The organism is Streptomyces sp. SAI-127, assembly GCF_029894425.1.
GTDB lineage: Bacteria > Actinomycetota > Actinomycetes > Streptomycetales > Streptomycetaceae > Streptomyces.
In genome coordinates this window covers 6,562,818-6,587,092 of record NZ_JARXYJ010000001.1, presented here as the reverse complement: position 1 = coordinate 6,587,092, position 24,275 = coordinate 6,562,818, and the positions used below count along the sequence as shown (strand labels likewise).

The window sequence follows — 24,275 nt, the reverse complement described above, 5'->3', positions numbered from 1 at the left end:
CTACCGGTGCGTGGGTGCGAACATCCGCAGCAGCGCCGGCAGGACGACCACCGAGGGCCCCGGTGAGCCGAGCGCCTTCGACAGGTCGTCCGCGAGGTTCCCGGGGGTCGTACGGACCCCGGGGACGCCGAAGGACTCGGCCAGTGCCACGTAGTCGGGACGGGACAGTTCCGTCGCCGTGGCCTGGCCGAAGGCGTCCGTCATGTACTCGCGCAGGATGCCGTAGCCGCCGTCGTCGACGATCAGCCAGGTGACGTTCAGGTCGTACTGGCGGGCCGTGGCGAGTTCGGCGACGGAGTACAGGGCGCCGCCGTCGCCGGAGACCGCCAGGACCGGGCGGGTCGGGTCGGCCACGGCAGCGCCCAGGGCCGCGGGGAAGCCGTAGCCGAGGCCGCCGGCGCCCTGGGCCGAGTGCATGTGGTTGGGGCCCTTGGCGTCGAAGGCGGACCAGGCCCAGTACGCCAGGATCGTCATGTCCCAGAAGGACGGGGAGTCGGCGGGAAGGGCCCTGCGGACCGACGCCAACAGCTCCTGTTCCAGGGTGAGTTCCTGGGCGGCGATACGGTCGGAGACCTTCGCGAGGACGGTACGGACCCGCTCGGCGGCCTCCGTGTCCTCCCTCGGTGACACCGTCTCCAGCAGCGCCTGCAACGCCAGTCGGGCGTCCGCGTGGATGCCCAGCGCGGGGTGGTTGGACTCCAGCTTGCCGAGGTCCGCCTCGATCTGCACGACCCGGCCTCGCGGCTTGAACGTGTGGTAGTTCGAGGAGAGTTCGCCCAGCCCCGAGCCGACCACCAGGAGGACGTCCGCGTCCTCCAGGAAGTCCGTGGTGTGGCGGTCCTCGATCCAGGACTGGAGGGACAGGGGGTGCGTCCAGGGGAAGGCGCCCTTGCCGCCGGGGGTGGTGACCACCGGGGCCTGGAGCGTCTCCGCCAGCTGTCGCAGTTTGCCGGACGCGTCCGCCCGTACCACTCCCCCGCCCGCGATGATCGCCGGCCGGGCCGCGTTCGACAGCAGGTCGGCCGCCACCGCGGTGAGTTCGGGGCGCGGAGGCAGCTCCTCGGGGAAGGCGTCGCCGCCCGTCACCACGGGGATCAGCGTCGGGGACAGCAGCACGTCCTGCGGGATCTCCACCCACACCGGGCCGTGCGGGGCGGTCAGTGCCGACTTCCAGGCCGCCTCGATCGCGGAGGGGATCTGAGACTGGGCGCGGACGGTGTGCACCGACTTCACCACGCCCCTGAACGAGGCCGACTGGTCCGGGAGTTCGTGCAGATAGCCGTGCCGGCCGCCGCCCAGACCGGCGGACGGGATCTGGCTGCTGATCGCCAGGACCGGCGCCGAGGCCGCGGCCGCCTCCTGAAGAGCGGCCAGGGACGTCAGCGCGCCGGGGCCGGTCGACAGCAGCAGCGGCGCCGCCTCCCCCGTGATCCTGCCGTACGCGTCCGCCGCGAAGCCCGCGTTGTTCTCCACCCGCAGGCCGATGTAGCGCAGGTCGGACCGCCGGAGCGCGTCGAACATGCCGAGCGCGTGCTGGCCGGGCAGACCGAAGACGGTCGTCGCGCCGAGCGCGGCCAGCGTCTCCACGACCAGGTCTCCGCCGCTGCGGCCGGGAGGCGGGTTCAGCGCGGCCTCGGTCTGGGCGGCGGTCGGGCGGAGCACCAGGTCGTGGTCGTGAGTCACTGCGCGCGGGCCTCTGCAATCTGGCGGGACATGATCGTGGTCAGTTCGTAGGCGGTGTGGGAGGCCGCCACCGACGTGATCTCCGCGTGGTCGTACGCGGGGGCCACCTCGACGACGTCCGCCGACACCAGGTTGCACGATGCCAGACCGCGCAGGATCTCCAGCAGCTCGCGGGAGGTCATGCCGCCCGCCTCGGGGGTGCCCGTGCCGGGCGCGTGCGCCGGGTCCAGGCAGTCGATGTCGATGGAGATGTAGAGCGGACGGTCGCCGACGCGCTGACGGAGCTGGTCGGCGATCTCGTCCACACCCCGCCGCATGACGTCCGCGGACGTCACGATGCCGAAGCCCATCTTCTCGTCGTCGGTGAGGTCCTGCCTGCCGTACAGCGGCCCGCGGGTGCCCACGTGGGAGAGGGCGGAGGTGTCCAGGATCCCCTCCTCGACCGCCCGCCGGAACGGCGTCCCGTGCGTGTACTCGGCGCCGAAGTAGGTGTCCCAGGTGTCGAGGTGGGCGTCGAAGTGCAGCAGGGCGACCGGGCCGTGCTTCTTCGCGACGGACCTGAGCAGCGGGAGGGCGATGGTGTGGTCGCCGCCCAGGGTCATCAGGCGGGCGCCGGTGCCGAGGAGGTCGTCCGCGGCCGCCTCGATCGTCTCGACGGCCTCGTTGATGTCGAACGGGTTCACGGCGATGTCGCCGCCGTCCGCCACCTGCGCCAGCGCGAAGGGGGACGCGTCCTGCGCCGGGTTGTAGGGCCTGAGCAGCCGGGACGCCTCACGGATCGCGTTGCCGCCGAAGCGGGCGCCCGGCCGGTACGAGACACCCGAGTCGAAGGGCACACCCACGACGGCGACCTCGGCCCGCCCGACCTCGTCGAGGCGCGGCAGCCGGGCGAAGGTCGCGGGGCCGGCGTAGCGCGGGATGCGGGAGGAGTCGACGGGGCCGCGGGGGGTCTCGGGGGAGCTCATGGTCGTAGGCCTTCCTTCTGTCGTCTGCCCGTCGACACTAGGTGGCCGGAAAGCGGCTGCGAAGTGTACGTTTCATCCATTCGAGCGGTACTGGATGGAGGGAACGTCCACCATGCCGGACCCGGCCGTCCCACCGACCCCACCGGTCCCGCTGGCCGCGCTGCTGGCCCGTGAGGATCTCGGGCTGCGGCAGATCGCGGGGCCCGCGGATCCGTCCGCGGTCGTCCACTGGGCGCACACTTCGGAGATGGCGGACCCGTATCCGTATCTGCTGGGCGGTGAGCTGCTGCTGACGGCGGGGGTGCACATCCCGGAGGCGGCGGGCTCGGGCACGTACTTCGACGACTATGTCTCCCGTATCGTCGCGGCGGGCGGCGCGGCCCTCGGCTTCGGGGTGGCCCCGGTGCACGACACGGTCCCGCGCGCCCTGGTCGCGGCCTGCGACGCCTTCGAACTGCCCCTGATCGAGGTCCCGCCCCGGACCACCTTCTCCGCTGTGGCCCGCGCGGTCTGGCAGCTGATGGCCCAGGCCCGCCACGCGGAACTGCGACGCGTCACCGAGGCCCAGCAGAGTCTGGCAGCGGCCGCGTCCCGCCCCGACCCGGTGCCGTCGGTACTGCGGCAGCTGGCACAGCGGGTCGGCGGGTGGGCGGTGCTGTACGGGCCGGACGGAACGGAGGTCGCGGTGGCCGGGCGGGGGGCTGAGCGGGCGCGGGCCGCAGGGGGACCCGAGGCCCGGGAAGTGCGGGAGGCGTTGGCGGGACTGGCGCGCATCGTCCGGCCGACGGCCACGGCTCCGCCCGCCGGATCAGCGCCGACTGAGCCGGTCGCTTCCGCCGGATCAGCGCCGACTGGGCCGGTCGCTTCCGCCGGATCAGCGCCATCCGGGCCGGTCACTTCCGCCGGGCCCGGCCGCTCCGCGCCCGCCTCCCCCGCCTCGGCCACTGACACCGTCGCCGGCGTCCACCTCGCCGCCTACTCCCTCGGCGCCGGGCACGGCTTCGTGCTCGGCCTCGGCGCCCCGCAGCGGGATCACGGCGACCACACGATCGCGTCGGTCGCCGCCGTGCTGCTGTCGTTGCTCACCGGTGAGCATCAGAGCGGGTCGGGGGCGGCGCGCTCGTCCGCTCTGGTACGGCTGCTGCTGGGCGCCCCCGCTCAGGACGTGGCCCCGCTCCTCGGTGGCGAGCGGTGGGTCGTCGTGCACGCCCGGCCCGACACCCTCGCCGCTCCCGACCCCGTCGCCGCCTCCGCGCTGGGCGCGGCGCTCGGGTCGCCGCTGGTGGACGTGGCGCGGGAGGTCGTACGGGTGCTGCTGCCCGCCGATCCGGAACCGGCCCCGCAGCCGGGGTGGACGCTGGGGGTCAGTGCCGTCGCCGGACCGCGGGAGTGGGCCGCCGCCGACGTCCAGGCGGGCCGTGCGCTGGCCCGCGCCCGTGCGACCCGGGCCGGGCTGGTCCGGTACGGGGCCCGTCCCGCCCTCGCCGACCTGGTGCCGGAGGCGGACGCCGAGGCACATGCCCGGGCGCTGCTGGCTCGGTTCGACGCCACCCCCGCCCTCACCGATACCCTGCGCACCTGGCTGTCCCTGCACGGCAGCTGGGACCGGACGGCGGTCGCGCTGGACGTGCACCGCAACACCGTGCGGCAGCGGATCGCGAAGTGCGCGGCGCTGCTGGAGCTGGACCTGGACGACCCGGACGTACGGATGGAGCTGTGGTTCGCCCTGCGGCGACCATGATCACGTGACCCGCGTCCCAGCGTGCGGGATGCGCGGCGATCCCGTGAAGGCGTGCATCAGAATGGGAGACATGCCGATACCCGGGACACCCAGCCGCGCCGAGCTCGTCGACCACCTTGTGAAGACCCGTATCGCGGGTGAGGTCGCCACCCCGCGTGAGAACAACCTCTCCCACTACCGCCAGCTGGCGAACGGCAACCGCCACTACTGGTTCGGCCTGGAGCTCGGGGACCGCTGGAGTGACGAGCAGGACGTGCTCGCGGTGATGGCGGAGCGGGTGGGGGTCAACGACGACCCGGAGTACCGGTACGGCCAGGACACCATCGACCCCGAGCTGACCGTCGGGGGCCTGGAGCGCATGGCGGCCCGGTTGCGCAAGGCGGCGGACGGACAGCAGCGGGTGCTGTTCGCCACCGGCCACCCCGGCGGCATGCTGGACGTGCACCACGCCACGGCCGCCGCGCTGCGCACGGCCGGCTGCGAGATCGTGGTCATCCCGGACGGGCTGCAGACGGACGAGGGATACGTCATGCAGTTCGCGGACGTGGCGGTCCTGGAGCACGGCGCCACGCTGTGGCACACGCACTCCGGCGACCCGATGAAGGCCATCCTCACGGCCCTGGAGCGGGAGGGCCGTCCGCTGCCCGACCTGGTCGTCGCCGACCACGGCTGGGCGGGCTACGCCGGACAGCACGGCGTGGACTCGGTGGGCTACGCCGACTCCAACGACCCGGCACTGTTCCTGGCGGAGGCCGAGGGGACGGTCCAGGTGACCGTGCCGCTGGACGACCATGTGGTGAGCCCGCGCTACTACGACCCGATGACGGCGTACCTGCTGGCCGAAGCGGGCCTGGCCTAGACGCGGGCCCCGGGGGGGCCGTCACCTGGGCGCGCGGACCACGCCCTCCTGGATCACCGAGATGGCCAGCCGGCCGTCCTGCGTGTAGATGCGGGCCTGGCCGAGGCCGCGGCCGCCCTGGGCCGACGGGGACTCCTGGTCGTACAGGAGCCACTCGTCCGCGCGGAAGGGGCGGTGGAACCACATCGCGTGGTCGAGCGAGGCTCCGACGACGTCACCGACGGCCCAGCCGCCGCGGCCGTGCGCGAGGAGGATCGAGTCGAGGAGCGTCATGTCGGAGACGTACGTGGCGAGGACGACGTGGAGCAGCGGTTCGTCAACAGCACCGCCGAGCTTGCCGTTGGTGCGGAACCAGACCTGGGAGTGCGGTTCGCGCGGCTCGCCGAACTTTCCGTACGGCGGGTCGTCGGCGTAGCGCAGGTCGATCGCCTCGCGGGCCTCCAGGAAGCGCTCCACGACCGCCGGGTCCAGGTGGTCGTAGCCCCGCAGCCGGTCCGCGGAGGTGGGCAGCGTGGCCGGGTCGGGGGCCGCGGGCATGGCGGCCTGGTGGTCGAAGCCCTCTTCGTGCCGCTGGAAGGAGGCGGAGAGGGCGAAGATCGGCTGGCCGTGCTGGACGGCGAGGACCCTGCGGGCGGTGAAGGACCGGCCGTCGTTCATGCGGTCGACGGTGTAGACGATCGGCGCGCCGGGGTCGCCGGGGCGCAGGAAGTACGCGTGCAGGGAGTGGGCGAGCCGGTCCTCGGGGACCGTCCGCCCGGCGGCGACCAGCGCCTGCGCCGCGACCTGCCCGCCGAATACACGGGGGACGACGGCGGCGCGGGAGTGGCCGCGGAAGATGTTCTCCTCGATCTGCTCGAGGTCGAGCAGATCGAGGAGATCCTGAAGTGCCTGGCTCATGAAGCCATTTCTACTGGTCAGTAATTTCCGGGACCTTACAGACCCATGTCCTTCGCGATGATCGTCTTCATGATCTCGCTGGTGCCGCCGTAGATGCGGTTGACGCGGTTGTCCGCGTACAGGCGGGCGATCGGGTACTCGTTCATGAAGCCGTAGCCGCCGTGCAGCTGGAGGCAGCGGTCGATGACGCGGTGGGCGACCTCGGTGCAGAACAGCTTGGCGGAGGCGGCCTCGGCGGGGGTGAGCTCGCCGGCGTCGAGGGCCTCGAGGGCGCGGTCGGCGACGGCCTCGGCCGCGTCGACCTCGGCCTGGCAGGCGGCCAGCTCGAACTTGGTGTTCTGGAAGGACGCGACCGACTTGCCGAAGACGGTGCGCTCCTGGACGTACTCCTTGGCGAACCGGACGGCGGCCTTGGCCTGCGCGTAGGCGCCGAAGGCGATGCCCCAGCGCTCGGAGGCGAGGTTGTGGCCGAGGTAGTAGAAGCCCTTGTTCTCCTCGCCGAGGAGGTCCTCGACGGGGACCTTGACGTCGACGAAAGCGAGCTCGGCGGTGTCGGAGGTCTTCAGGCCGAGCTTGTCCAGCTTGCGGCCGATGGAGTAGCCCTCGGACTTGGTGTCAACGGCGAAGAGGGAGATGCCGTGCCGGCGGTCCTCGGCGGTGGGCGCGGAGGTGCGGGCGCAGACGATCACGCGGTCGGCGTGGACGCCACCGGTGATGAAGGTCTTGGAGCCGTTGAGGACGTAGTGCGTGCCGTCCTCGGAGAGCTTGGCGGTGGTCTTCATGCCCGCGAGGTCGGAGCCGGTGCCCGGCTCGGTCATCGCGAGGGCCCACATCTCCTCGGCGGAGACGAACTTGGGCAGGAACCGCTTCTTCTGCTCGTCGGTCGCGAGCATCTTGATGTACGGCAGTCCGAGCAGGACGTGCACACCGGAGCCGCCGAACTGCACGCCGGCGCGGGCGGTCTCCTCGTACATCACGGCTTCGAACTTGTACGAGTCGATGCCGGCGCCGCCGAACTCCTCGTCCACGCGGATGCCGAAGACACCGAGCTCGGCGAGCTTGTAGTAGAAGTCGCGCGGCGCCTGACCGGCCGCGAACCACTCGTCGTAGACCGGGACGACCTCGGCCTCGATGAAGGCCCGCAGGGTCTCCCGGAACGCCTCGTGGTCCTCGTTGAACACCGTACGGCGCACCGCCGCCACCTCCACCTGACTGAAAGGGTCCATGTCTAAGCGCTTGCTCAGAACTAAGGTACCGGCCGGTAAGGAGGGGCGTCCAGAGGTGATCCCGTAACGCTCGTCACGCCGCCGCGGCCGCGAACGCCCCCTTCGCCATGCGGTGCAGCAGCTCCGCGGTGGCGCCGCGACCCGGGAGCGAGCCGGGGCGGCCCAGGTGCGGGGTGGAGTTCAGGAGCCCGAAGACGGAGTGCACGGCCGAGCGGGCGGCGGGTTCGGGGAGGCCGGGGTGGACCTCGCGCAGGATCTCCACCCACAGCTCCACGTACTGCCGCTGCAGCTGCCGGACCAGCTTGCGGTCGCTGTCCCGGAGGCGGTCCAGCTCGCGGTCGTGCAGGGTGATCAGGGGGCGGTCGTCGAGCGCGAAGTCGATGTGCCCCTCGATGAGCGAGTCGAGGACCGCCTCGGCGGGCGTGCCGTCCGACTCCGCCAGCCGTCGCTTCGCCCCCGTCAGCAGCTGCCCGCTGATCCCCACCAGCAACTCCGCCAGCATCGCGTCCTTGCCCGCGAAGTGCCGGTAGAGGCCGGGCCCGCTGATGCCGACCGCCGCGCCTATCTCGTCCACGCCCACGCCGTGGAACCCACGCTCGGCGAACAGCCGCGCGGCCTCCTTGAGGATCTGCTCGCGGCGGGTGGGTGCGTCGGTTCTCGTCGCCATGGAAGCAATTCTAGACAGGGAGGTTAGCGGTCGTTAACCTGAAGGAAATGGTTAACGCTCATTAACAGGCGATCACTGGGTGAGGGGAACCGCGGGACATGGATCAGGCACCCGAGCTGACGAGCGCGGCGGACCCCGCGTCGGAGGCCTGGCAGGCCAACGAGGCGGCCCACCGGGCACTCGTTGACGAGCTGCGGGACAAGCTCGCCGCGGCCCGGCTGGGCGGCGGGGAGAAGGCGCGCGAGCGGCACACCGCGCGCGGGAAGCTGTTGCCCCGGGACCGGGTGGACGCCCTCCTCGATCCCGGCTCGCCCTTCCTGGAGCTCGCTCCGCTCGCCGCCGACGGCTTGTACGACGGACAGGCCCCGGCCGCCGGGGTCATCGCCGGGATCGGCAGGGTGAGCGGGCGGGAGTGCGTCGTCGTCGCCAATGACGCCACCGTCAAGGGCGGCACGTACTACCCGATGACGGTGAAGAAGCACCTGCGCGCGCAGGAGGTCGCCCTCGACAACCGCCTCCCCTGCATCTACCTCGTCGACTCCGGCGGCGCCTTCCTGCCCATGCAGGACGAGGTCTTCCCGGACCGCGAGCACTTCGGGCGGATCTTCTACAACCAGGCCAGGATGTCCGGCGCGGGCATCCCGCAGATCGCCGCCGTGCTCGGCTCGTGCACGGCCGGGGGCGCCTACGTCCCCGCCATGAGCGACGAAGCCGTCATCGTCCGGAACCAGGGCACGATCTTCCTCGGCGGCCCTCCCCTCGTGAAGGCCGCCACCGGCGAGGTCGTCACCGCGGAGGAGCTCGGCGGCGGCGAGGTGCACTCCCGGATCTCCGGCGTCACCGACCACCTCGCCGAGGACGACGCCCACGCCCTGAGGATCGTGCGGAACATCGCCGCCACGCTCCCCGCGCGCGGGGAGCTGCCCTGGACCGTCCGGCCCGCCGTGGAGCCCAAGGTCGACCCCTACGGCCTCTACGGCGCCGTCCCCACCGACTCCCGCACCCCCTACGACGTACGCGAGATCATCGCGCGCATCGCCGACGGCTCCCGGTTCGCCGAGTTCAAGGCCGAGTTCGGGCAGACCCTGGTCACCGGTTTCGCCCGGATCCACGGCCACCCGGTCGGGATCGTCGCCAACAACGGCATCCTGTTCTCCGAATCGGCCCAGAAGGGCGCCCACTTCATCGAGCTGTGCGACCAGCGCGGCATCCCGCTGCTGTTCCTCCAGAACATCTCCGGCTTCATGGTCGGCAAGGACTACGAGGCGGGCGGCATCGCCAAGCACGGCGCCAAGATGGTGACCGCGGTCGCCTGCACGCGCGTGCCCAAGCTGACCGTGGTCGTCGGCGGTTCGTACGGCGCCGGGAACTACTCCATGTGCGGCCGGGCCTACTCCCCCCGCTTCCTGTGGATGTGGCCCAACGCCAAGATCTCCGTCATGGGCGGCGAACAGGCCGCGTCGGTCCTCGCGACCGTCAAGCGGGACCAGTTGGAGGCCCGCGGGGAGGCCTGGGCCGCCGAGGACGAAGAGACCTTCAAGGACCCGATCCGCGCCCAGTACGAGCGCCAGGGCAACGCCTACTACGCCACCGCCCGCCTCTGGGACGACGGGGTCATCGACCCGCTCGACACCCGGCAGGTGCTCGGCCTGGCCCTGACCGCATGCGCCAACGCGCCACTGGGCGACCCCCAGTTCGGCGTCTTCCGGATGTGAGGACCCATGTTTGACACAGTGCTTGTCGCCAACCGGGGCGAGATCGCGGTCCGCGTCATCCGCACCCTGCGCGCCATGGGCGTGCGCTCCGTGGCCGTCTTCTCCGACGCGGACGCCGACGCGCGGCACGTCCGGGAGGCGGACACAGCGGTACGACTGGGCCCGGCGCCGGCCTCGGAGAGCTATCTGTCCGTCGAGCGGCTCCTGGAGGCGGCCGCCCGCAGCGGCGCCCAGGCCGTCCACCCCGGATACGGCTTCCTCGCGGAGAACGCGGCCTTCGCGCGCGCGTGCGCCGACGCCGGGCTGGTCTTCATCGGGCCGACGGCGGACTCCATCGCGCTGATGGGTGACAAGATCCGCGCCAAGGAGACCGTGGAGGCGGCCGGGGTGCCGGTGGTGCCCGGCGGCCGTGACCCCGATCTCGCCGAGGCCGCGCGCGCGTTGGGCGCGCCCGTGCTGCTGAAGCCCAGCGCGGGCGGCGGCGGCAAGGGCATGCGGCTGGTCCGGGACCTCACGGTCCTGGAAGAGGAGATCGCCGCCGCCCGCCGCGAGGCCCGTGCCTCCTTCGGCGACGACACCCTGCTCGTGGAACGGTGGGTCGACCGGCCCCGGCACATCGAGATCCAGGTGCTGGCGGACGGCCACGGGAACGTGATCCATCTCGGCGAGCGCGAGTGCTCCCTCCAGCGCCGGCACCAGAAGATCATCGAGGAGGCGCCCAGTGTCCTCCTGGACGAGGGCACGCGCGCGTCGATGGGCGAGGCCGCGGTCGAGGCGGCCCGCTCCTGCGGCTACCGGGGCGCGGGCACCGTGGAGTTCATCGTCCCGGGCGACGACCCGTCGTCGTACTACTTCATGGAGATGAACACCCGTCTCCAGGTGGAGCACCCGGTCACCGAGCTGATCACCGGCCTGGACCTGGTGGAGTGGCAGCTTCGGGTGGCGGCGGGCGAGCGACTGCCGTACGGGCAGGAGGAGGTCCGGCTGACCGGGCACGCCGTCGAGGCCCGCGTCTGCGCCGAGGACCCGTCCCGTGGGTTCCTGCCGTCCGGCGGCATGGTGCTCCGCCTCCACGAGCCCGACGGCGACGGCGTGCGCACCGACTCCGGGCTCAGCGAGGGCACGGAGGTCGGCAGCCTGTACGACCCGATGCTGTCCAAGGTCATCGCGTACGGCCCGGACCGCGCGACGGCGCTCAGGAAGCTCCGGGCGGCCCTCGCACGGACGGTGACGCTGGGCGTGCAGACCAACGCGGGGTTCCTGCGGCGGCTGCTGGCCCATCCGGCGGTGGTCGCGGGCGAGCTGGACACCGGGCTCGTCGAGCGCGTGGTGGACGACCTGGTCTCCACGGACGTACCGGAGGAGGTGTACGAGGCCGCGGCGGCCGTACGGCTCGAAGCGCTGCGGCCGCGGGGCGACGGCTGGACCGACCCGTTCTCGGTGCCGAGCGGCTGGCGGATGGGGGGCCTCGGGAAGCCCGTCGGGTTCCCGCTGCGGGTGACGGGACTCGAACCGGTCACTCACCGGAGCCGCGGTACCCACACCGTCACCGACGACCAGGTCACCGTCACCCTCGACGGCGTCCGCCACACCTTCCACCGCGGCGGTGACTGGTTGGGCCGTGACGGCGACGCCTGGCAGGTGCGCGACCACGACCCGGTGGCCGCGTCCCTCACCCGCGGTGGCCACGCCGGCGCCGACTCCCTCACCGCCCCCATGCCCGGCACGGTGACCGTCGTGAAGGTGGCGGTCGGGGACGAGGTGGCCGCCGGTCAGAGTCTGCTCGTCGTCGAGGCGATGAAGATGGAGCACGTCATCTCCGCCCCCCACGCCGGCACGGTCGCCGAGCTGGACGTCACGGCGGGCACGACCGTCGCCATGGACCAGGTGCTGGCCGTGATCGCACCGCACGAGGAGGTGGCGCAGTGACCCTGCCCATGACCGTTCCCGAGCCCGGCCTGCCGGCCCGCGTCCGTATCCACGAAGTCGGCGCCCGCGACGGCTTGCAGAACGAGAAGTCGACCGTGCCCACCGAGGTCAAGGCGGAGTTCGTGCGCCGCCTCGCCGACGCGGGTCTCACGACGATCGAGGCCACCAGCTTCGTCCACCCCAAGTGGGTGCCCCAACTCGCCGACGCCGAGCAGCTGTTCCCGCAGATCGCCGACCTGCCCGCGGCCCTCCCGGTGCTCGTCCCGAACGAACGCGGCCTGGACCGCGCGCTGGCCCTCGGAGCCCGCCGGGTCGCCGTGTTCGCCAGCGCCACCGAGTCCTTCGCCAAGGCCAACCTCAACCGCACGGTGGACGAGGCACTGGCGATGTTCGAACCCGTCGTCGGCAGGGCGAAGGCAGAGGGCGTCCATGTCCGCGGTTATCTGTCGATGTGCTTCGGCGACCCGTGGGAGGGCGCCGTCCCGATCCCTCAGGTCACCAAGGTCTGCCGTGCCCTGATCGACATGGGGTGCGACGAGCTCAGCCTCGGCGACACGATCGGGGTGGCGACTCCGGGGCACGTACGGGCCCTGCTGACCGAACTCGACGTCCCCGTCGACAGGTTGGGCGTGCACTTCCACGACACCTACGGCCAGGCCCTCGCCAACACCCACGCCGCCCTCCAGCACGGCGTCACCACCGTGGACGCCTCCGCGGGCGGCCTCGGCGGCTGCCCGTACGCCAAGTCCGCCACCGGCAACCTCGCCACCGAAGACCTCGTGTGGATGCTGCAGGGCCTCGGCATCGACACCGGCGTCGACCTCGGCCGCCTCGTCGCCACCAGCGTGTGGATGGCCGAACACCTGGGCCGACCCAGCCCGTCCCGTACCGTCCGCGCCCTCTCCCACCAGGAGTGAACCACCGATGGACCACCGCCTCTCCCCCGAGCTGGAAGAACTCCGCCGTACGGTCGAGGAGTTCGCCCATGACGTAGTGGCGCCGAAGATCGGCGAGTACTACGAGCACCACGAGTTCCCGTACGAGATCGTCCGCGAGATGGGCCGCATGGGCCTGTTCGGGCTGCCGTTCCCCGAGGAGTACGGCGGTATGGGCGGCGACTACCTGGCGCTGGGCCTCGTGCTGGAGGAACTCGCGCGCGTGGACTCGTCGGTGGCCATCACGCTGGAGGCCGGCGTCTCCCTCGGCGCCATGCCCCTGCACCTGTTCGGCACGGAGGAGCAGAAGCGCGAGTGGCTGCCCCGGCTGTGCTCGGGCGAGATCCTGGGCGCGTTCGGCCTCACGGAACCGGACGGCGGCAGCGACGCCGGGGCGACCCGTACGACGGCCCGCCTCGACCCGGACACCGACGAATGGGTCATCAACGGCACCAAGTGCTTCATCACCAACTCCGGCACCGACATCACGGGCCTGGTCACCGTCACCGCCGTCACCGGGCGCAAGCCGGACGGCAAGCCGCTGATCTCCTCGATCATCGTCCCCTCGGGCACTGCGGGCTTCACGGTCGCGGCGCCGTACTCGAAGGTCGGCTGGAACGCCTCCGACACCCGTGAGCTGTCCTTCTCCGACGTCCGGGTCCCGGCGGCGAACCTGCTGGGCGAACAGGGGCGCGGCTACGCCCAGTTCCTGCGCATCCTCGACGAGGGCCGGATCGCCATCGCGGCCCTGGCGACCGGGCTCGCGCAGGGCTGTGTGGACGAGTCGGTGAAGTACGCGAAGGAGCGGGAGGCGTTCGGGCGGCCCATCGGCGCCAACCAGGCGATCCAGTTCAAGATCGCCGACATGGAGATGAAGGCTCACACGGCCCGGCTCGCCTGGCGGGACGCGGCCTCGCGGCTGGTCACCGGCGAGCCCTTCAAGAAGGAGGCGGCCCTCGCCAAGCTGTACTCCTCAACGATCGCCGTGGACAACGCCCGTGACGCCACGCAGATCCACGGCGGCTACGGCTTCATGAACGAGTACCCGGTCGCCCGCATGTGGCGCGATTCCAAGATCCTGGAGATCGGCGAGGGCACCAGCGAGGTCCAGCGGATGCTGATCGCACGGGAGTTGGGGCTGCCGGGTTAAACCGCAGACCACAGGGCACCCACAGCTTCGACGGGGCGGCACCCCCGTCCACTGGACATCTAATGAGGTTAGGCTAACCTACATTCGAACTTGTCCGGCGGGCGCTTCGCCCCGTTCGAAAGCAGCCACACATGTCCAATGCACGAGCCGCCCATCTCACCCGCCGTGGCATCCTCGCCGCGGGCGGCGCACTCGGCCTCGGCGCCGTGCTCGCGGCCTGCGGTGACGACGACTCCAGCAGCGAGGGCTCGAGCAAGGAGACCACGGCCGCGAAGTCCGGACCCTGGACCTTCAAGGACGACCGCGGCACGACCGTGAAGCTCGACAAGGTCCCCACGAAGATCGTCGCCTTCGTCGGCGTCGCCGCCGCGCTCCACGACTACGGCATCGAGGTCAAGGGCGTCTTCGGCCCCACCAAGACCAAGGACGGCAAGGCCGATGTCCAGGCCGGCGACATGGACGTCAGCAAGCTGACGGTCTTCGGCAACGTCTGGGACCAGTTCAACGTCGAGCAGTACGCGGCCTTCGCGCCCGAGGTCCTCATCACCACGACCTTCGACAGCGCCGGCACCCTCTGGTACGTCCCCGCGGCCTCCGCGTCCAAGATCGCCAAGCTGGCGCCGAGCGTGGCCGTCTCCGTGTACGACCGCCAGATCACCACGCCGCTCCAGCGGGTGTGGGAGCTGGCCGAGTCCCTCGGCGCCGACATGACGGCGGCGAAGGTCACCGACGCGAAGAAGCGGTTCGAAGCGGCGTCGGAGCGGCTGCGCACCGCCGCCAAGGCCCACCCCGACATCAAGGTGCTCGCCGGGTCCGCGGCGCAGGACGTCTTCTACGTCTCCGGCACCAACCTGTCCATCGACCTGGAGTACTTCAAGGCGCTCGGCGTGAACTTCGTGGAGCCCCCGGCGTCCGTACTCAAGGCCTCCGGCGGCTGGTACGAGTCGCTGAGCTGGGAGAACGTCGACAAGTACGCGGCCGACATCATCATGATGGACGACCGTACGGCGACGATCCAGCCGGCCGACATCACCGAGGCGACCTGGAAGAAGCTGCCCGCGGTGAAGGCGGGGCAGGTCATCTCGCGTTCCCCCGAGCCGATTCCGTCGTACGACAAGTGCGTGGCGATGGTGGAGAACCTCGCGAAGGCGATCGAGACCGCGAAGAAGGTCAGCTGACCTCGTACTTCCTGAGCCCCAGGAGCCTCACATGACCACGGCCGTAGCCGCCCCGTTCCGTTTCTTCTCCCTCCAGGTCGTACGGACGAGGCGGCTCGGGCCGTCTCTCGTGCGGGTCAGCTTCACCGGCGAGGACCTCCGGCACTTCCTCTCCGACGGACGCGATCAGTCGCTGTCCCTCTTCCTCCCCGCCGAAGGCCGTACCGAGCCCGGAGTGCCCGTCGAGCTCGGCGACGGATGGTGGCAGGCGTGGCGTGAACTCCCCGACGACGTACGGGCCGTGATGCGGTCGTACACGCTGCGCTCGCTCCGTCGGAACCCCGACGAGATCGACATCGACTTCGTGCTGCACGAGCCCGCCGGGCCCGCCTCCCGGTGGGCCGCGCGCGCCTGCGCCGGTGACAAGGTCCAGTTGCTCGGGCCCGCCGTCGCCGACAACCGGGCGATCCGGTTCCGGCCGCCGGAGGACACCGATCTGGTGCTGCTGTGGGGCGACGGGACAGCACTGCCCGCCGTCTCCGCGATCCTCGAAGCCCTCCCCGCCGGGCAGCGCGCCCGCGTCTGGCTGGAGGTGCGTGACGCCGGGGACATCCAGGACCTCGCGACCGAGGCGGACGCCGAGATCACCTGGCTCGTGGCCGAAGAGACCGGCAGCAAGTGCTCCCCCATGGCCCTCGGCGCCCTCCGGGATGCCCGACTGCCGGACGCCGAGCGGCCGTACGTCTGGATCGCGGGCGAGTCCGGCTGCGTGAAGGAGCTGCGGCGGCACTTCGTGCGGGAGCGCGGGATCGACCGGCGCCGGGTCACCTTCGTGGGGTACTGGCGGCAGGGGATGACCGAGGAGCAGCTGCGGGCGGCCGAGTAACTCCCGTCCACGTGACGCCAGTCACGGCTGAGGCAGGCTTGAGCCCGCGTTAATTAGGTTAGGCTTACCTAAGTTGAACCCGGGGTTCCGCCCCGCTCCTGCCCCGTCCCGCACGGATTTCCCCACCGGAGGGCCCCTACATGCGCTCGCACCTGCTCAATGACACGACCGCGGAGAGCTACCGCCGCTCCGTGACCGAAGGAATCGAGCGGGTGGCGGCCAAACTCGCCACCACCACAAGGCCGTTCACCGGAATCACCGTCGACGCCCTCACTCCCCGCATCGACGAGATCGACCTCGACAAGCCGCTGCTGGACACGGCAGCGGTGCTCGACGAGCTGGAGGACGTCTACCTCCGCGACGCGATCTACTTCCACCACCCCCGCTACCTCGCCCACCTCAACTGCCCGGTCGTCATCCCGGCCGTGCTCGGCGAGGCCATCCTCTCGGCCGTCAACTCCTCCCTGGACACCTGGGACCAGTCGGCCGGCGGCACCCTCATCGAACGCAAGCTGATCGACTGGACGACCGCGCGCATCGGCCTCGGCGAGAACGCGGACGGTGTGTTCACCTCGGGCGGGACGCAGTCCAACCTGCAGGCGCTGCTGCTCGCCCGCGAGGAAGCCAAGACGGACACGACGGCCGAACTGCGCATCTTCGCCTCCGAGGTCAGTCACTTCAGCGTGAAGAAGTCGGCCAAGCTCCTCGGACTCGGCCAGGACTCCGTGGTCTGCGTCCCCGTCGACCACGACAAGCGCATGCAGACCGTCGCCCTCGCCCGTGAGCTGGAGCGCTGCCGTCGCGACGGCCTGGTCCCGATGGCCGTCGTCGCCACCGCGGGCACCACCGACTTCGGTTCCATCGACCCGCTGCCCGAGATCGCCGAGCTGTGCGAGCAGTACGGCGCCTGGATGCATGTGGACGCGGCCTACGGCTGCGGGCTGCTCGCCTCCGTCAAGTACCGGGACCGCATCGACGGCATCGAGCGCGCCGACTCGGTCACCGTGGACTACCACAAGTCCTTCTTCCAGCCGGTGAGTTCGTCCGCCGTGCTGGTACGGGACTCCTCGACGCTGCGGCACGCCACGTACCACGCGGAGTACCTCAACCCGCGCCGCATGGTGCAGGAACGTATCCCCAACCAGGTGGACAAGTCCCTCCAGACCACCCGCCGCTTCGACGCGCTCAAGCTGTGGATGACCCTGCGCGTGATGGGCGCCGACGGCATCGGGCAGCTCTTCGACGAGGTGTGCGACCTCGCGGTCGAGGGCTGGAAACTGCTCGCCGCCGACCCCCGCTTCGACGTCGTGGTCGCACCCTCGCTCTCCACGCTCGTCTTCCGCTACATCCCGGCCGCCGTCACCGACCCGGCCGAGATCGACCGCGCCAACCTGTACGCCCGCAAGGCCCTGTTCGCCTCCGGCGACGCGGTGGTCGCGGGCACCAAGGTGAGCGGCCGTCACTACCTGAAGTTCACCCTGCTCAACCCCGAGACGACGGTCGAGGACATGTCCGTCGTCCTCGACCTGATCGCCGGCCACGCCGAGCAGTACCTGGGAGAGTCCCTTGAACGCGCTTCCTGAACCCACGAAGAAGACCTACGACGTCGTGGGCATCGGGCTCGGGCCCTTCAACCTCGGCCTGGCCTGTCTGACCGAGCCCATCGACGAGCTCGACGGGATCTTCCTGGACTCGAAGCCCGACTTCGAGTGGCACGCCGGCATGTTCCTGGACGGCGCCCACCTCCAGACCCCGTTCATGTCGGACCTGGTCACCCTCGCCGACCCGACCTCGCCGTACTCCTTCCTCAACTACCTGAAGGAGAAGGGCCGGCTCTACTCGTTCTACATCCGCGAGAACTTCTATCCGCTGCGGGTGGAGTACGACGACTACTGCCGCTGGGCCGCGAACAAGCTGAGCAACGTCCGCTTCAGCACGACGGTGACGGACGTCCGCTACGAGGACGGTCTGTACGTCGTGACGACCGGGGCCGGTGACACCTACCGCGCCCGGCGCCTGGTCCTCGGCACCGGCACCTCCCCGCACTACCCGGAGGCGGTCCGCGGCCTGGGCGGCGACTTCTTCCACAACTCCCGCTATGTGCAGAACAGGTCGGAGCTCCAGAAGAAGGAGTCGATCACGATCGTCGGCTCCGGGCAGTCCGCCGCCGAGATCTACTACGACCTGCTCGGCGAGATCGACGTCCACGGCTACCGGCTGAACTGGGTCACCCGCTCCCCGCGCTTCTTCCCCCTCGAATACACCAAGCTCACGCTGGAGATGACCTCCCCGGAGTACATCGACTACTACCGCGAGCTCCCCGAGGCCACCCGCTACCGGCTCACCGCCGAGCAGAAGGGCCTGTTCAAGGGGATCGACGGAGACCTGATCAACGAGATCTTCGACCTGCTCTACCAGAAGAACCTCGGCGGCCCGGTCCCCACCCGCCTGCTCACCAACTCCTCGTTGAACGGGGCACGTTACGAGAACGGCACGTACACCCTGTCCTTCCGCCAGGAGGAGCAGCAGAAGGACTTCGAGCTGGAGTCGCAGGGCCTGGTTTTGGCCACCGGCTACCAGTACGCCGAGCCGGAGTTCCTGAGCCCCGTCAGGGACCGCCTGGTCTACGACTCCCACGGCAACTTCGACGTGGCCCGCAACTACGCGATCGACGTGACGGGCAGAGGCGTATTCCTCCAGAACGCCGGCGTCCACACCCACAGCATCACCAGCCCCGACCTGGGCATGGGTGCCTACCGCAACAGCTGCATCATCCGTGAGCTGCTCGGCACCGAGTACTACCCGGTCGAGAAGTCGATCGCCTTCCAGGAGTTCTCCGTATGACCTTCACGTTCCGCCCGCTCGACCCCCTGAAGGACGCCGAGCTCCTGCACTCCTGGGTCACCCACCCCAAGGCGGCCTACTGGATGATGCAGGACGCCACGCTGGTCGACGTCGAGCGCGCCTACATGGACATCGCCGCCGACGAGCACCACCACGCGCTGCTCGGCCTCGACGAGGACGGCGTCCCCGCCTTCCTGATGGAGAAGTACGACCCCGCCCACCGCGAACTCGTCGGCCTGTACGAGCCGCGGCCGGGCGATGTCGGCATGCACTTCCTCACCCCGGCGACCGACACCCCCGTCCGCGGCTTCACCCGGTCCGTCATCACCGCGGTGATGGCCCACCTCTTCGAGGACCCGGCCGTCGAGCGGGTCGTCGTCGAGCCGGACGTGTCCAACACGGCCGTCCACGCCCTGAACGAAGCCGTCGGGTTCGTGCCCGAGCGAGAGATCCGGAAGCCGGAGAAAATGGCCCTGCTGAGCTTCTGCACACGGGATCAATTCTTTGAAATTCAGCACAGCTTGGCGGCGACGGGGGTGACCGCATGAGCCTCGCCGACGCCGTGGCCCACCTCTCCCCCGAGCGCTGGGAGACCGCCAACCGCCTGCTGATCCGCAAGGGCCTCGCCGAGTTCGCGCACGAGCGGCTGATCGAGCCCGAGGAGACGGACCGCGGCCAGTACGTCGTCCGCAGCGACGACGGCCTCACCCGCTACGACTTCACGGCCGTCCGCCGCGCCCTCGACCACTGGCAGATCGACGCCGACTCGATCACCCGCCACCGCGACGGCGCCGAACTCCCCCTCGCCGCCCTGGACTTCTTCATCGAGCTGAAGCAGACCCTGGGCCTGAGCGACGAGATCCTGCCGGTCTACCTGGAGGAGATCTCCTCCACCCTCTCTGGCACCTGCTACAAGCTCACCAAGCCGCAGGTCCCGGTCGCCGAACTCGCGCGGAGCTCCTTCCAGGACATCGAGACCGGCATGACCGAGGGCCACCCCTGCTTCGTCGCCAACAACGGCCGGCTCGGCTTCGGCATCCACGAGTACCTCTCGTACGCCCCCGAGACCGCGAGCCCGGTCCGCCTGGTCTGGCTCGCCGCGCACCGCTCGCGCGCCGCGTTCACGGCCGGGGTCGGCATCGAGTACGAGTCCTTCGTACGCCAGGAGCTGGGCGCGGAGACCGTCGAACGCTTCTACGGCGTCCTGCGCGACAAGGACCTCGACCCGGCCGACTACCTGCTCATCCCGGTCCACCCCTGGCAGTGGTGGAACAAGCTCACCGTCACCTTCGCCGCCGAGGTCGCCCGCGGGCTGCTGGTCTGCCTGGGCGAGGGCGACGACGAGTACCTGGCCCAGCAGTCCATCCGGACCTTCTTCAACCGCTCGAACCCGGAGAAGCACTACGTGAAGACGGCCCTGTCCGTCCTCAACATGGGCTTCATGCGCGGACTTTCGGCCGCGTACATGGAGGCGACCCCGGCCATCAACGACTGGCTCGCCGGACTGATCGAGGGCGACCCGGTGCTGAAGGCGACGGGCCTGACGATCATCCGCGAGCGGGCGGCCGTGGGCTACCGGCACCTGGAGTACGAGGCCGCCACCGACCGCTACTCGGCGTACCGCAAGATGCTCGCCGCGCTGTGGCGCGAGAGCCCGGTCCCGTCCCTCCAGGACGGCGAGTCGCTCGCCACCATGGCCTCGCTGGTCCACGTCGACCACGAGGGCCGGTCCTTCGCGGGCGCACTCATCGAGCGGTCGGGACTCACCCCGACCGACTGGCTGCGCCGCTACCTCCGCGCCTACTACACCCCGCTCCTGCACAGCTTCTACGCCTACGACCTGGTGTTCATGCCGCACGGCGAGAACGTCGTCCTGGTCGTGAAGGACGGCGTGGTCGAGCGGGCGGTCTACAAGGACATCGCCGAGGAGATCGCCGTCATGGACCCGGAGGCGGTGCTGCCGCCGGCGGTCGAGCGGCTGCGCGTCGAGGTCCCCGACGACAAGAAGCTGCTGTCGATCTTCACGGACGTCTTCGACTGCTTCTTCCGCTTCCTCGCCGCGAACCTCGCCGCCGAGGGAATCCTGGAGGAGGAGGACTTCTGGCGCACGGTCGCCGAGGTCACCCGCGACTACCAGCACTCGGTGCCCGAACTGGCCGACAAGTTCCGGCAGTACGACATGTTCGCGCCCGAGTTCGCCCGGTCCTGCCTCAACCGCCTCCAGCTGCGCAACAACAAGCAGATGGTGGACCTGGCGGACCCCTCGGGCGCGCTCCAGCTGGTCGGCACGCTGAACAACCCCATCGCGGGCCTGTAGAACGGACAAGACCTTCACCCTGGTCTGCCAGGACAAGCCCGCCATCGCCGTGGGGATCACGAACGGCGAGATCCGCATGCTGCCGGCCGGGACCTCCGGCGCGGCGACCCGCTTCGCCCTCGACGACGTCCTGGACAAGGCGCTGGGCAACTGAGCCCCGAATGCCAGAATTTCCCCATGGCGGAAATCCTCCAGAAGGACGGCACATGGGTCTTCGACGGCGACGCTCTGCGGCTGACTCCGGGACGAGACAAGAACGTCGGGCTGCTGCGCAGAGAACTGGGTGAACTCGTCGTCCCGCTCGGCGCGTTGGCGGGCGTCTCCTTCGAACAGGGCAAGAAGACTGGCCGGTTGAGGCTGCGGATGCGCGACGGCGCCGATCCCCTGCTGCACGCGACCGGCGGCCGGCTGACCGAGCCGCACGACCCCTACCAGCTGACCGTGGAGTCGGACCGCTACGGCGTGGCCGAGTACTTCGTGGACGAGGTCCGAAGCGCACTGCTCCTGGACCAGGTCCCCGCCGACCCCGTGGACGGGTATCTGCTCCCGGGCCCGGCCGTCCCCCTCGCCGTGTCCGCGGGTGACGGCACCGCCGCCTTCGACGGCGAGCACATCCGGCTGGAGTGGAACTGGAAGACGGAGGACGCCAAGGCCTCCGCGGGGCCCCGCACCCTCGCCCTGACCGACGTCGTCGCCGTGGAGTGGCAGCCCGCGGCCGGCCTGGAGAACGGCCACCTGCGCTTCACCGTGCGGCACGCCCCGACGAAGGCCCCGCCGAAGTACGACCCCAACGCGGTGGAGCTGTGGGGCTTCAAGAAGGACCCGCTGATGGCGTTGGTCGCGGCGGCGGTCCAGGCCAGGCTTCCGCACCCGGCCCGGGCCGCCGCCATCGACGTACGAAAATCACGGGACGTACGACCGGAAACGCCTTCTTCTCCGGTCGGCTCCGCCGAGGACGGTCACGATGCCCTCCTGCGCCGGCTGCGCGAGCTCGGTGAGCTGCACCGCACGGGTGTCCTGACGGACGAGGAGTTCACGATGGCCAAGCAGGCGATCCTCAAGCGGATTTGAATCCTCCCCCAGCTGAAGCAGGGGGATTCCTGGCTCACGCTGCCTGCGGGTCAGCGACCCGACAGGTCTTCCGCGATCAACACCAGCCGGGTTGAAACCAGCCCGGTTTGATACGGCAAAGCTTGCTTGCGCATGTGCTGTCTTGGCTCTCGATCAGCACGGTGTACGCGCTTGGTTCTCGCAACGCACGGCGTGCATTTTACCCGATCAGGTGGACGGTGTTTCGCGCAGGCGGGTTACTTCGCCTTGCGCGCCACCGTGAAGTGGTCGATGCGGTCACCGGTCTCGGCGATGCCCGACACCTTCAGCTTGGCGTAGTGGCCCCGCGCGGCTGGTTCCACGTCCACGCGCAGGAAGGAGTAGTTGAGGTAGCGCACCCGGGACCAGGCGACGGTCTCATTGACCTTGCCGTCCTTGGTGTTGATGAAGGAGGCGACCGAGTCCTGCTCGTTGAGGTGGCCCTCGTACGAGTCCGGCGCGCTGAACGCGTACAGGCTGCGGCCCGCCGCGCCCGCCGTCACGTAGACGACCCCCTCGGTCTCGGAGTACGCCGTCTCACCGATCGGGAGCTTCTTGGCGACCTTGTCGCCCTTGATGACGTCGGTGCGCTCGTACTGGTGGTTGTGGCCGTTGATGACCAGGTCCACCGTGTACTTCTCGAACAGCGGCACCCACTCCTGGCGCACGCCTCCCTCCGAGGCGTGCGCGGTGGAGGTGCAGTAGGCGCAGTGGTGGAAGAACACGATGACGAAGTCGATGTCCTTCGCGGCCCGGTACTTCTTCAGCTGCCCCTCGAACCAGGTGGTCTGGGTGCCGCCGGAGATGCCGAGGTTGGCCGGGATCTCGAAGGAGACGTCGTTCGGGTCCAGCGAGATGATCGCCGTGTTGCCGTAGACGAAGGAGTACACGCCCGGCAGGTGCGCCTTGTCCGGCCCGTTGTCGGGGAGCGTGAAGCGGGCCTCCTCGCCGCCGTAGCCGTTGGGCGAGTACCAGGCCTCCATGTCGTGGTTGCCGAAACTCACCATCCACGGCACGGACTTGGCGACCGACTCGGTCTGGGCGAGGAACTGGTCCCAGGTGCGCGAGTCGAAGACCGTGTCGGAGGTCTTGCCCTGCCCGGCCGGGTCGGCGTAGGCGATGTCGCCGGCGTGCAGATGGAAGGCCGGGTTCTGGCCGAGGAGCAGGCTGTCGTTGGCCAGCGCGTGGTAGCTGACGCCCTGGTCGCCGAAGGCCGTGAAGGTGAACGGCTTCTTCTGGGCGGGCGCGGTGGTGAAGGTGCCCAGGGTGCCGGCCAGGTGCGGCTCGGCGGGGTCGAAGCCCTGGTGGCCGACACCGTAGTAGTAGGTCTGGCCGGGGCGCAGCCGGCTCAGCTCGGCGTGCACGTAGTACTGCGTGTGATCGCCGCTGGCGCCGACGCCGGCCGGGGTGTACAGGGTGCGCACCTCGGCCTCGATCTTGCGGGAGAGGTCCCAGGGGCGGGCGCCGATCCGGATGAACGGCTTCTTGACCGCGACCGGCACCTGCCAGGAGACGGTCATCTCGGTGCGCGGGTCGCTGCCGTAGGCGAGGTGACGGCCGAAGGGAGCGACGAAGGCGCCGTCGACGCTCTCGGCACTGGCGAAGGTCTGGGTCGGCGCGGCGGCCTGCGCGACGGCGCCCGGCACAAACGCGCCACCCGCGACGGCGCCCAGCGTGACGGCGCCGCCCCTGATCATGGTGCGCCGGGAGAATCTGGCGCGCAGGTACTCGTGCTGCTCGGCCATGCTCATGCGCTCGGCGAGCTGGTCGGGTACGCCCATACGAGGAATGTCCATGACGTCTGAAACTCGTCGCCATGAGCAACGAGGTGTAAGACGCAGCATGGACAGCTTGCGAACAGACGTCCATAAGAACATCAACAGCACCTTGCCCGATACCGGGCAGGATTCTTGCGAAACGGCTCCCGGTACCCCAGGATCTACCGGGTGCACGACGACCTGGTTGATCATCTGATGCGGTCCACGCCCCTGAGCCGGGGCGAGGCGCTGCGGGTGATCCAGGACGTGCTCGCCTACTTCGACGAGACGACCGTGGAGTTCGTCCGTCGCCGCCACCGCGAGCTCCAGGCACAGGGCCTGGTGAACACGGAGATCTTCGGACGGATCGAGGCGGATCTGAAATACCGAGCGGTGGCACCGCCCGAGCTCACGCTCAGGCAGCTACGGCGCATCGTCTACGGCTAGGAATACATACA

General features: G+C 70.2%; 20 protein-coding genes. 14 read left to right on the top strand and 6 right to left on the bottom strand.

The genetic code is table 11. From position 1 onward, the window contains the following. On the bottom strand, nt 1-1,683 hold the full coding sequence (locus M2157_RS30420; protein ID WP_280866767.1) for a thiamine pyrophosphate-binding protein: 1,683 nt from the start codon (nt 1,681-1,683) through the stop codon (nt 1-3). Next, nucleotides 1,680-2,648 (bottom strand): agmatinase, encoded by a 969-nt coding sequence (gene speB, locus M2157_RS30415; protein ID WP_057609657.1) that lies wholly within the window; start codon nt 2,646-2,648, stop codon nt 1,680-1,682. Before speB ends, M2157_RS30420 begins: the two co-directional genes overlap by 4 nt. A gap of 112 nt (nt 2,649-2,760) precedes the next feature. Between speB and M2157_RS30410 the strand changes: the two genes are divergently transcribed. Together M2157_RS30410 and M2157_RS30405 are read left to right on the top strand one after the other, a co-directional pair. Then, entirely contained in the window at nt 2,761-4,389 is a 1,629-nt protein-coding gene (locus tag M2157_RS30410; protein ID WP_280866766.1) for a PucR family transcriptional regulator, read from the top strand. Between the two features lie 70 nt (nt 4,390-4,459). Beyond that, nucleotides 4,460-5,248 (top strand): phosphatase, encoded by a 789-nt coding sequence (locus tag M2157_RS30405; protein ID WP_280866765.1) that lies wholly within the window; start codon nt 4,460-4,462, stop codon nt 5,246-5,248. Nucleotides 5,249-5,269: 21 nt separating this feature from the next. Here M2157_RS30405 and M2157_RS30400 read toward each other — a convergent pair whose 3' ends face one another. The 3 genes from M2157_RS30400 to M2157_RS30390 all read right to left on the bottom strand — a co-directional run bounded on the left by M2157_RS30400 (nt 5,270) and on the right by M2157_RS30390 (nt 8,038). Next, nucleotides 5,270-6,145 carry an acyl-CoA thioesterase II gene (locus M2157_RS30400; RefSeq protein WP_057609661.1) on the bottom strand — a complete coding sequence of 292 codons (876 nt, stop codon included), beginning with the start codon at nt 6,143-6,145 and terminating at the stop codon, nt 5,270-5,272. Between the two features lie 35 nt (nt 6,146-6,180). Further along, nucleotides 6,181-7,338, bottom strand: a complete 1,158-nt coding sequence (locus tag M2157_RS30395) for an acyl-CoA dehydrogenase family protein (RefSeq protein ID WP_266528033.1) — start codon at nt 7,336-7,338, stop codon at nt 6,181-6,183. Nucleotides 7,339-7,444: 106 nt separating this feature from the next. Next, nucleotides 7,445-8,038 carry a TetR/AcrR family transcriptional regulator gene (locus M2157_RS30390; RefSeq protein ID WP_280857787.1) on the bottom strand — a complete coding sequence of 198 codons (594 nt, stop codon included), beginning with the start codon at nt 8,036-8,038 and terminating at the stop codon, nt 7,445-7,447. A 98-nt stretch (nt 8,039-8,136) separates the two neighbouring features. On the opposite strand from M2157_RS30390, the gene M2157_RS30385 reads away from it, so the two are divergent. The 11 genes from M2157_RS30385 (at nt 8,137) to M2157_RS30335 (ending at nt 22,042) form a co-directional block, all read left to right on the top strand. After that, the gene (locus M2157_RS30385; protein WP_280866764.1) at nt 8,137-9,753 is read left to right on the top strand and encodes a carboxyl transferase domain-containing protein; all 1,617 of its coding nucleotides are present in this window, start codon (nt 8,137-8,139) and stop codon (nt 9,751-9,753) included. Between the two features lie 6 nt (nt 9,754-9,759). Then, on the top strand, nt 9,760-11,682 hold the full coding sequence (locus M2157_RS30380; RefSeq protein WP_280866763.1) for a biotin carboxylase N-terminal domain-containing protein: 1,923 nt from the start codon (nt 9,760-9,762) through the stop codon (nt 11,680-11,682). Continuing rightward, nucleotides 11,679-12,599 (top strand): hydroxymethylglutaryl-CoA lyase, encoded by a 921-nt coding sequence (locus M2157_RS30375; RefSeq protein WP_280857790.1) that lies wholly within the window; start codon nt 11,679-11,681, stop codon nt 12,597-12,599. Before M2157_RS30380 ends, M2157_RS30375 begins: the two co-directional genes overlap by 4 nt. Before the next feature lie 7 nt (nt 12,600-12,606). Continuing rightward, entirely contained in the window at nt 12,607-13,767 is a 1,161-nt protein-coding gene (locus M2157_RS30370) for an acyl-CoA dehydrogenase family protein (RefSeq protein ID WP_280857791.1), read from the top strand. Nucleotides 13,768-13,898: 131 nt separating this feature from the next. Next, the gene (locus tag M2157_RS30365; protein WP_280866762.1) at nt 13,899-14,945 is read left to right on the top strand and encodes an ABC transporter substrate-binding protein; all 1,047 of its coding nucleotides are present in this window, start codon (nt 13,899-13,901) and stop codon (nt 14,943-14,945) included. A gap of 31 nt (nt 14,946-14,976) precedes the next feature. After that, the gene (locus tag M2157_RS30360; RefSeq protein ID WP_280866761.1) at nt 14,977-15,810 is read left to right on the top strand and encodes a siderophore-interacting protein; all 834 of its coding nucleotides are present in this window, start codon (nt 14,977-14,979) and stop codon (nt 15,808-15,810) included. Between the two features lie 140 nt (nt 15,811-15,950). Further along, nucleotides 15,951-17,393 carry a lysine decarboxylase DesA gene (gene desA, locus M2157_RS30355; RefSeq protein ID WP_280866760.1) on the top strand — a complete coding sequence of 481 codons (1,443 nt, stop codon included), beginning with the start codon at nt 15,951-15,953 and terminating at the stop codon, nt 17,391-17,393. Next, nucleotides 17,377-18,654, top strand: a complete 1,278-nt coding sequence (locus M2157_RS30350; RefSeq protein ID WP_280857795.1) for a lysine N(6)-hydroxylase/L-ornithine N(5)-oxygenase family protein — start codon at nt 17,377-17,379, stop codon at nt 18,652-18,654. Before desA ends, M2157_RS30350 begins: the two co-directional genes overlap by 17 nt. Beyond that, nucleotides 18,651-19,202 (top strand): GNAT family N-acetyltransferase, encoded by a 552-nt coding sequence (locus M2157_RS30345; RefSeq protein ID WP_280866759.1) that lies wholly within the window; start codon nt 18,651-18,653, stop codon nt 19,200-19,202. The genes M2157_RS30350 and M2157_RS30345 overlap by 4 nt, the downstream gene beginning before the upstream one ends. Further along, a complete protein-coding gene (locus M2157_RS30340) occupies nt 19,199-20,971 on the top strand; it encodes an IucA/IucC family siderophore biosynthesis protein (protein ID WP_280866758.1) in 1,773 nt (590 codons plus the stop codon). Before M2157_RS30345 ends, M2157_RS30340 begins: the two co-directional genes overlap by 4 nt. A 177-nt stretch (nt 20,972-21,148) precedes the next feature. Beyond that, entirely contained in the window at nt 21,149-22,042 is an 894-nt protein-coding gene (locus tag M2157_RS30335) for a DUF4429 domain-containing protein (protein ID WP_280857798.1), read from the top strand. Nucleotides 22,043-22,278: 236 nt separating this feature from the next. On the opposite strand, the gene M2157_RS30330 is transcribed toward M2157_RS30335, so the two are convergent. After that, nucleotides 22,279-23,841 carry a metallophosphoesterase family protein gene (locus M2157_RS30330; protein WP_280866757.1) on the bottom strand — a complete coding sequence of 521 codons (1,563 nt, stop codon included), beginning with the start codon at nt 23,839-23,841 and terminating at the stop codon, nt 22,279-22,281. 165 nt (nt 23,842-24,006) lie between these two features. Between M2157_RS30330 and M2157_RS30325 the strand changes: the two genes are divergently transcribed. After that, the gene (locus M2157_RS30325; RefSeq protein WP_266528077.1) at nt 24,007-24,264 is read left to right on the top strand and encodes a hypothetical protein; all 258 of its coding nucleotides are present in this window, start codon (nt 24,007-24,009) and stop codon (nt 24,262-24,264) included. Nucleotides 24,265-24,275 lie beyond the last annotated feature (11 nt).

Coding starts and splice junctions, on each gene's coding strand:
- M2157_RS30340 (WP_280866758.1), top strand. CDS start 19,199: ATGAGCCTCGCCGACGCCGTGGCCCACCTCTCCCCCGAGCGCTGGGAG.
- M2157_RS30365 (WP_280866762.1), top strand. CDS start 13,899: ATGTCCAATGCACGAGCCGCCCATCTCACCCGCCGTGGCATCCTCGCC.
- desA (WP_280866760.1), top strand. CDS start 15,951: ATGCGCTCGCACCTGCTCAATGACACGACCGCGGAGAGCTACCGCCGC.
- M2157_RS30345 (WP_280866759.1), top strand. CDS start 18,651: ATGACCTTCACGTTCCGCCCGCTCGACCCCCTGAAGGACGCCGAGCTC.
- M2157_RS30380 (WP_280866763.1), top strand. CDS start 9,760: ATGTTTGACACAGTGCTTGTCGCCAACCGGGGCGAGATCGCGGTCCGC.
- M2157_RS30370 (WP_280857791.1), top strand. CDS start 12,607: ATGGACCACCGCCTCTCCCCCGAGCTGGAAGAACTCCGCCGTACGGTC.
- M2157_RS30335 (WP_280857798.1), top strand. CDS start 21,149: ATGGCGGAAATCCTCCAGAAGGACGGCACATGGGTCTTCGACGGCGAC.
- M2157_RS30390 (WP_280857787.1), bottom strand. CDS start 8,038: ATGGCGACGAGAACCGACGCACCCACCCGCCGCGAGCAGATCCTCAAG.
- M2157_RS30360 (WP_280866761.1), top strand. CDS start 14,977: ATGACCACGGCCGTAGCCGCCCCGTTCCGTTTCTTCTCCCTCCAGGTC.
- M2157_RS30410 (WP_280866766.1), top strand. CDS start 2,761: ATGCCGGACCCGGCCGTCCCACCGACCCCACCGGTCCCGCTGGCCGCG.
- speB (WP_057609657.1), bottom strand. CDS start 2,648: ATGAGCTCCCCCGAGACCCCCCGCGGCCCCGTCGACTCCTCCCGCATC.
- M2157_RS30385 (WP_280866764.1), top strand. CDS start 8,137: ATGGATCAGGCACCCGAGCTGACGAGCGCGGCGGACCCCGCGTCGGAG.
- M2157_RS30405 (WP_280866765.1), top strand. CDS start 4,460: ATGCCGATACCCGGGACACCCAGCCGCGCCGAGCTCGTCGACCACCTT.
- M2157_RS30330 (WP_280866757.1), bottom strand. CDS start 23,841: ATGGGCGTACCCGACCAGCTCGCCGAGCGCATGAGCATGGCCGAGCAG.
- M2157_RS30400 (WP_057609661.1), bottom strand. CDS start 6,145: ATGAGCCAGGCACTTCAGGATCTCCTCGATCTGCTCGACCTCGAGCAG.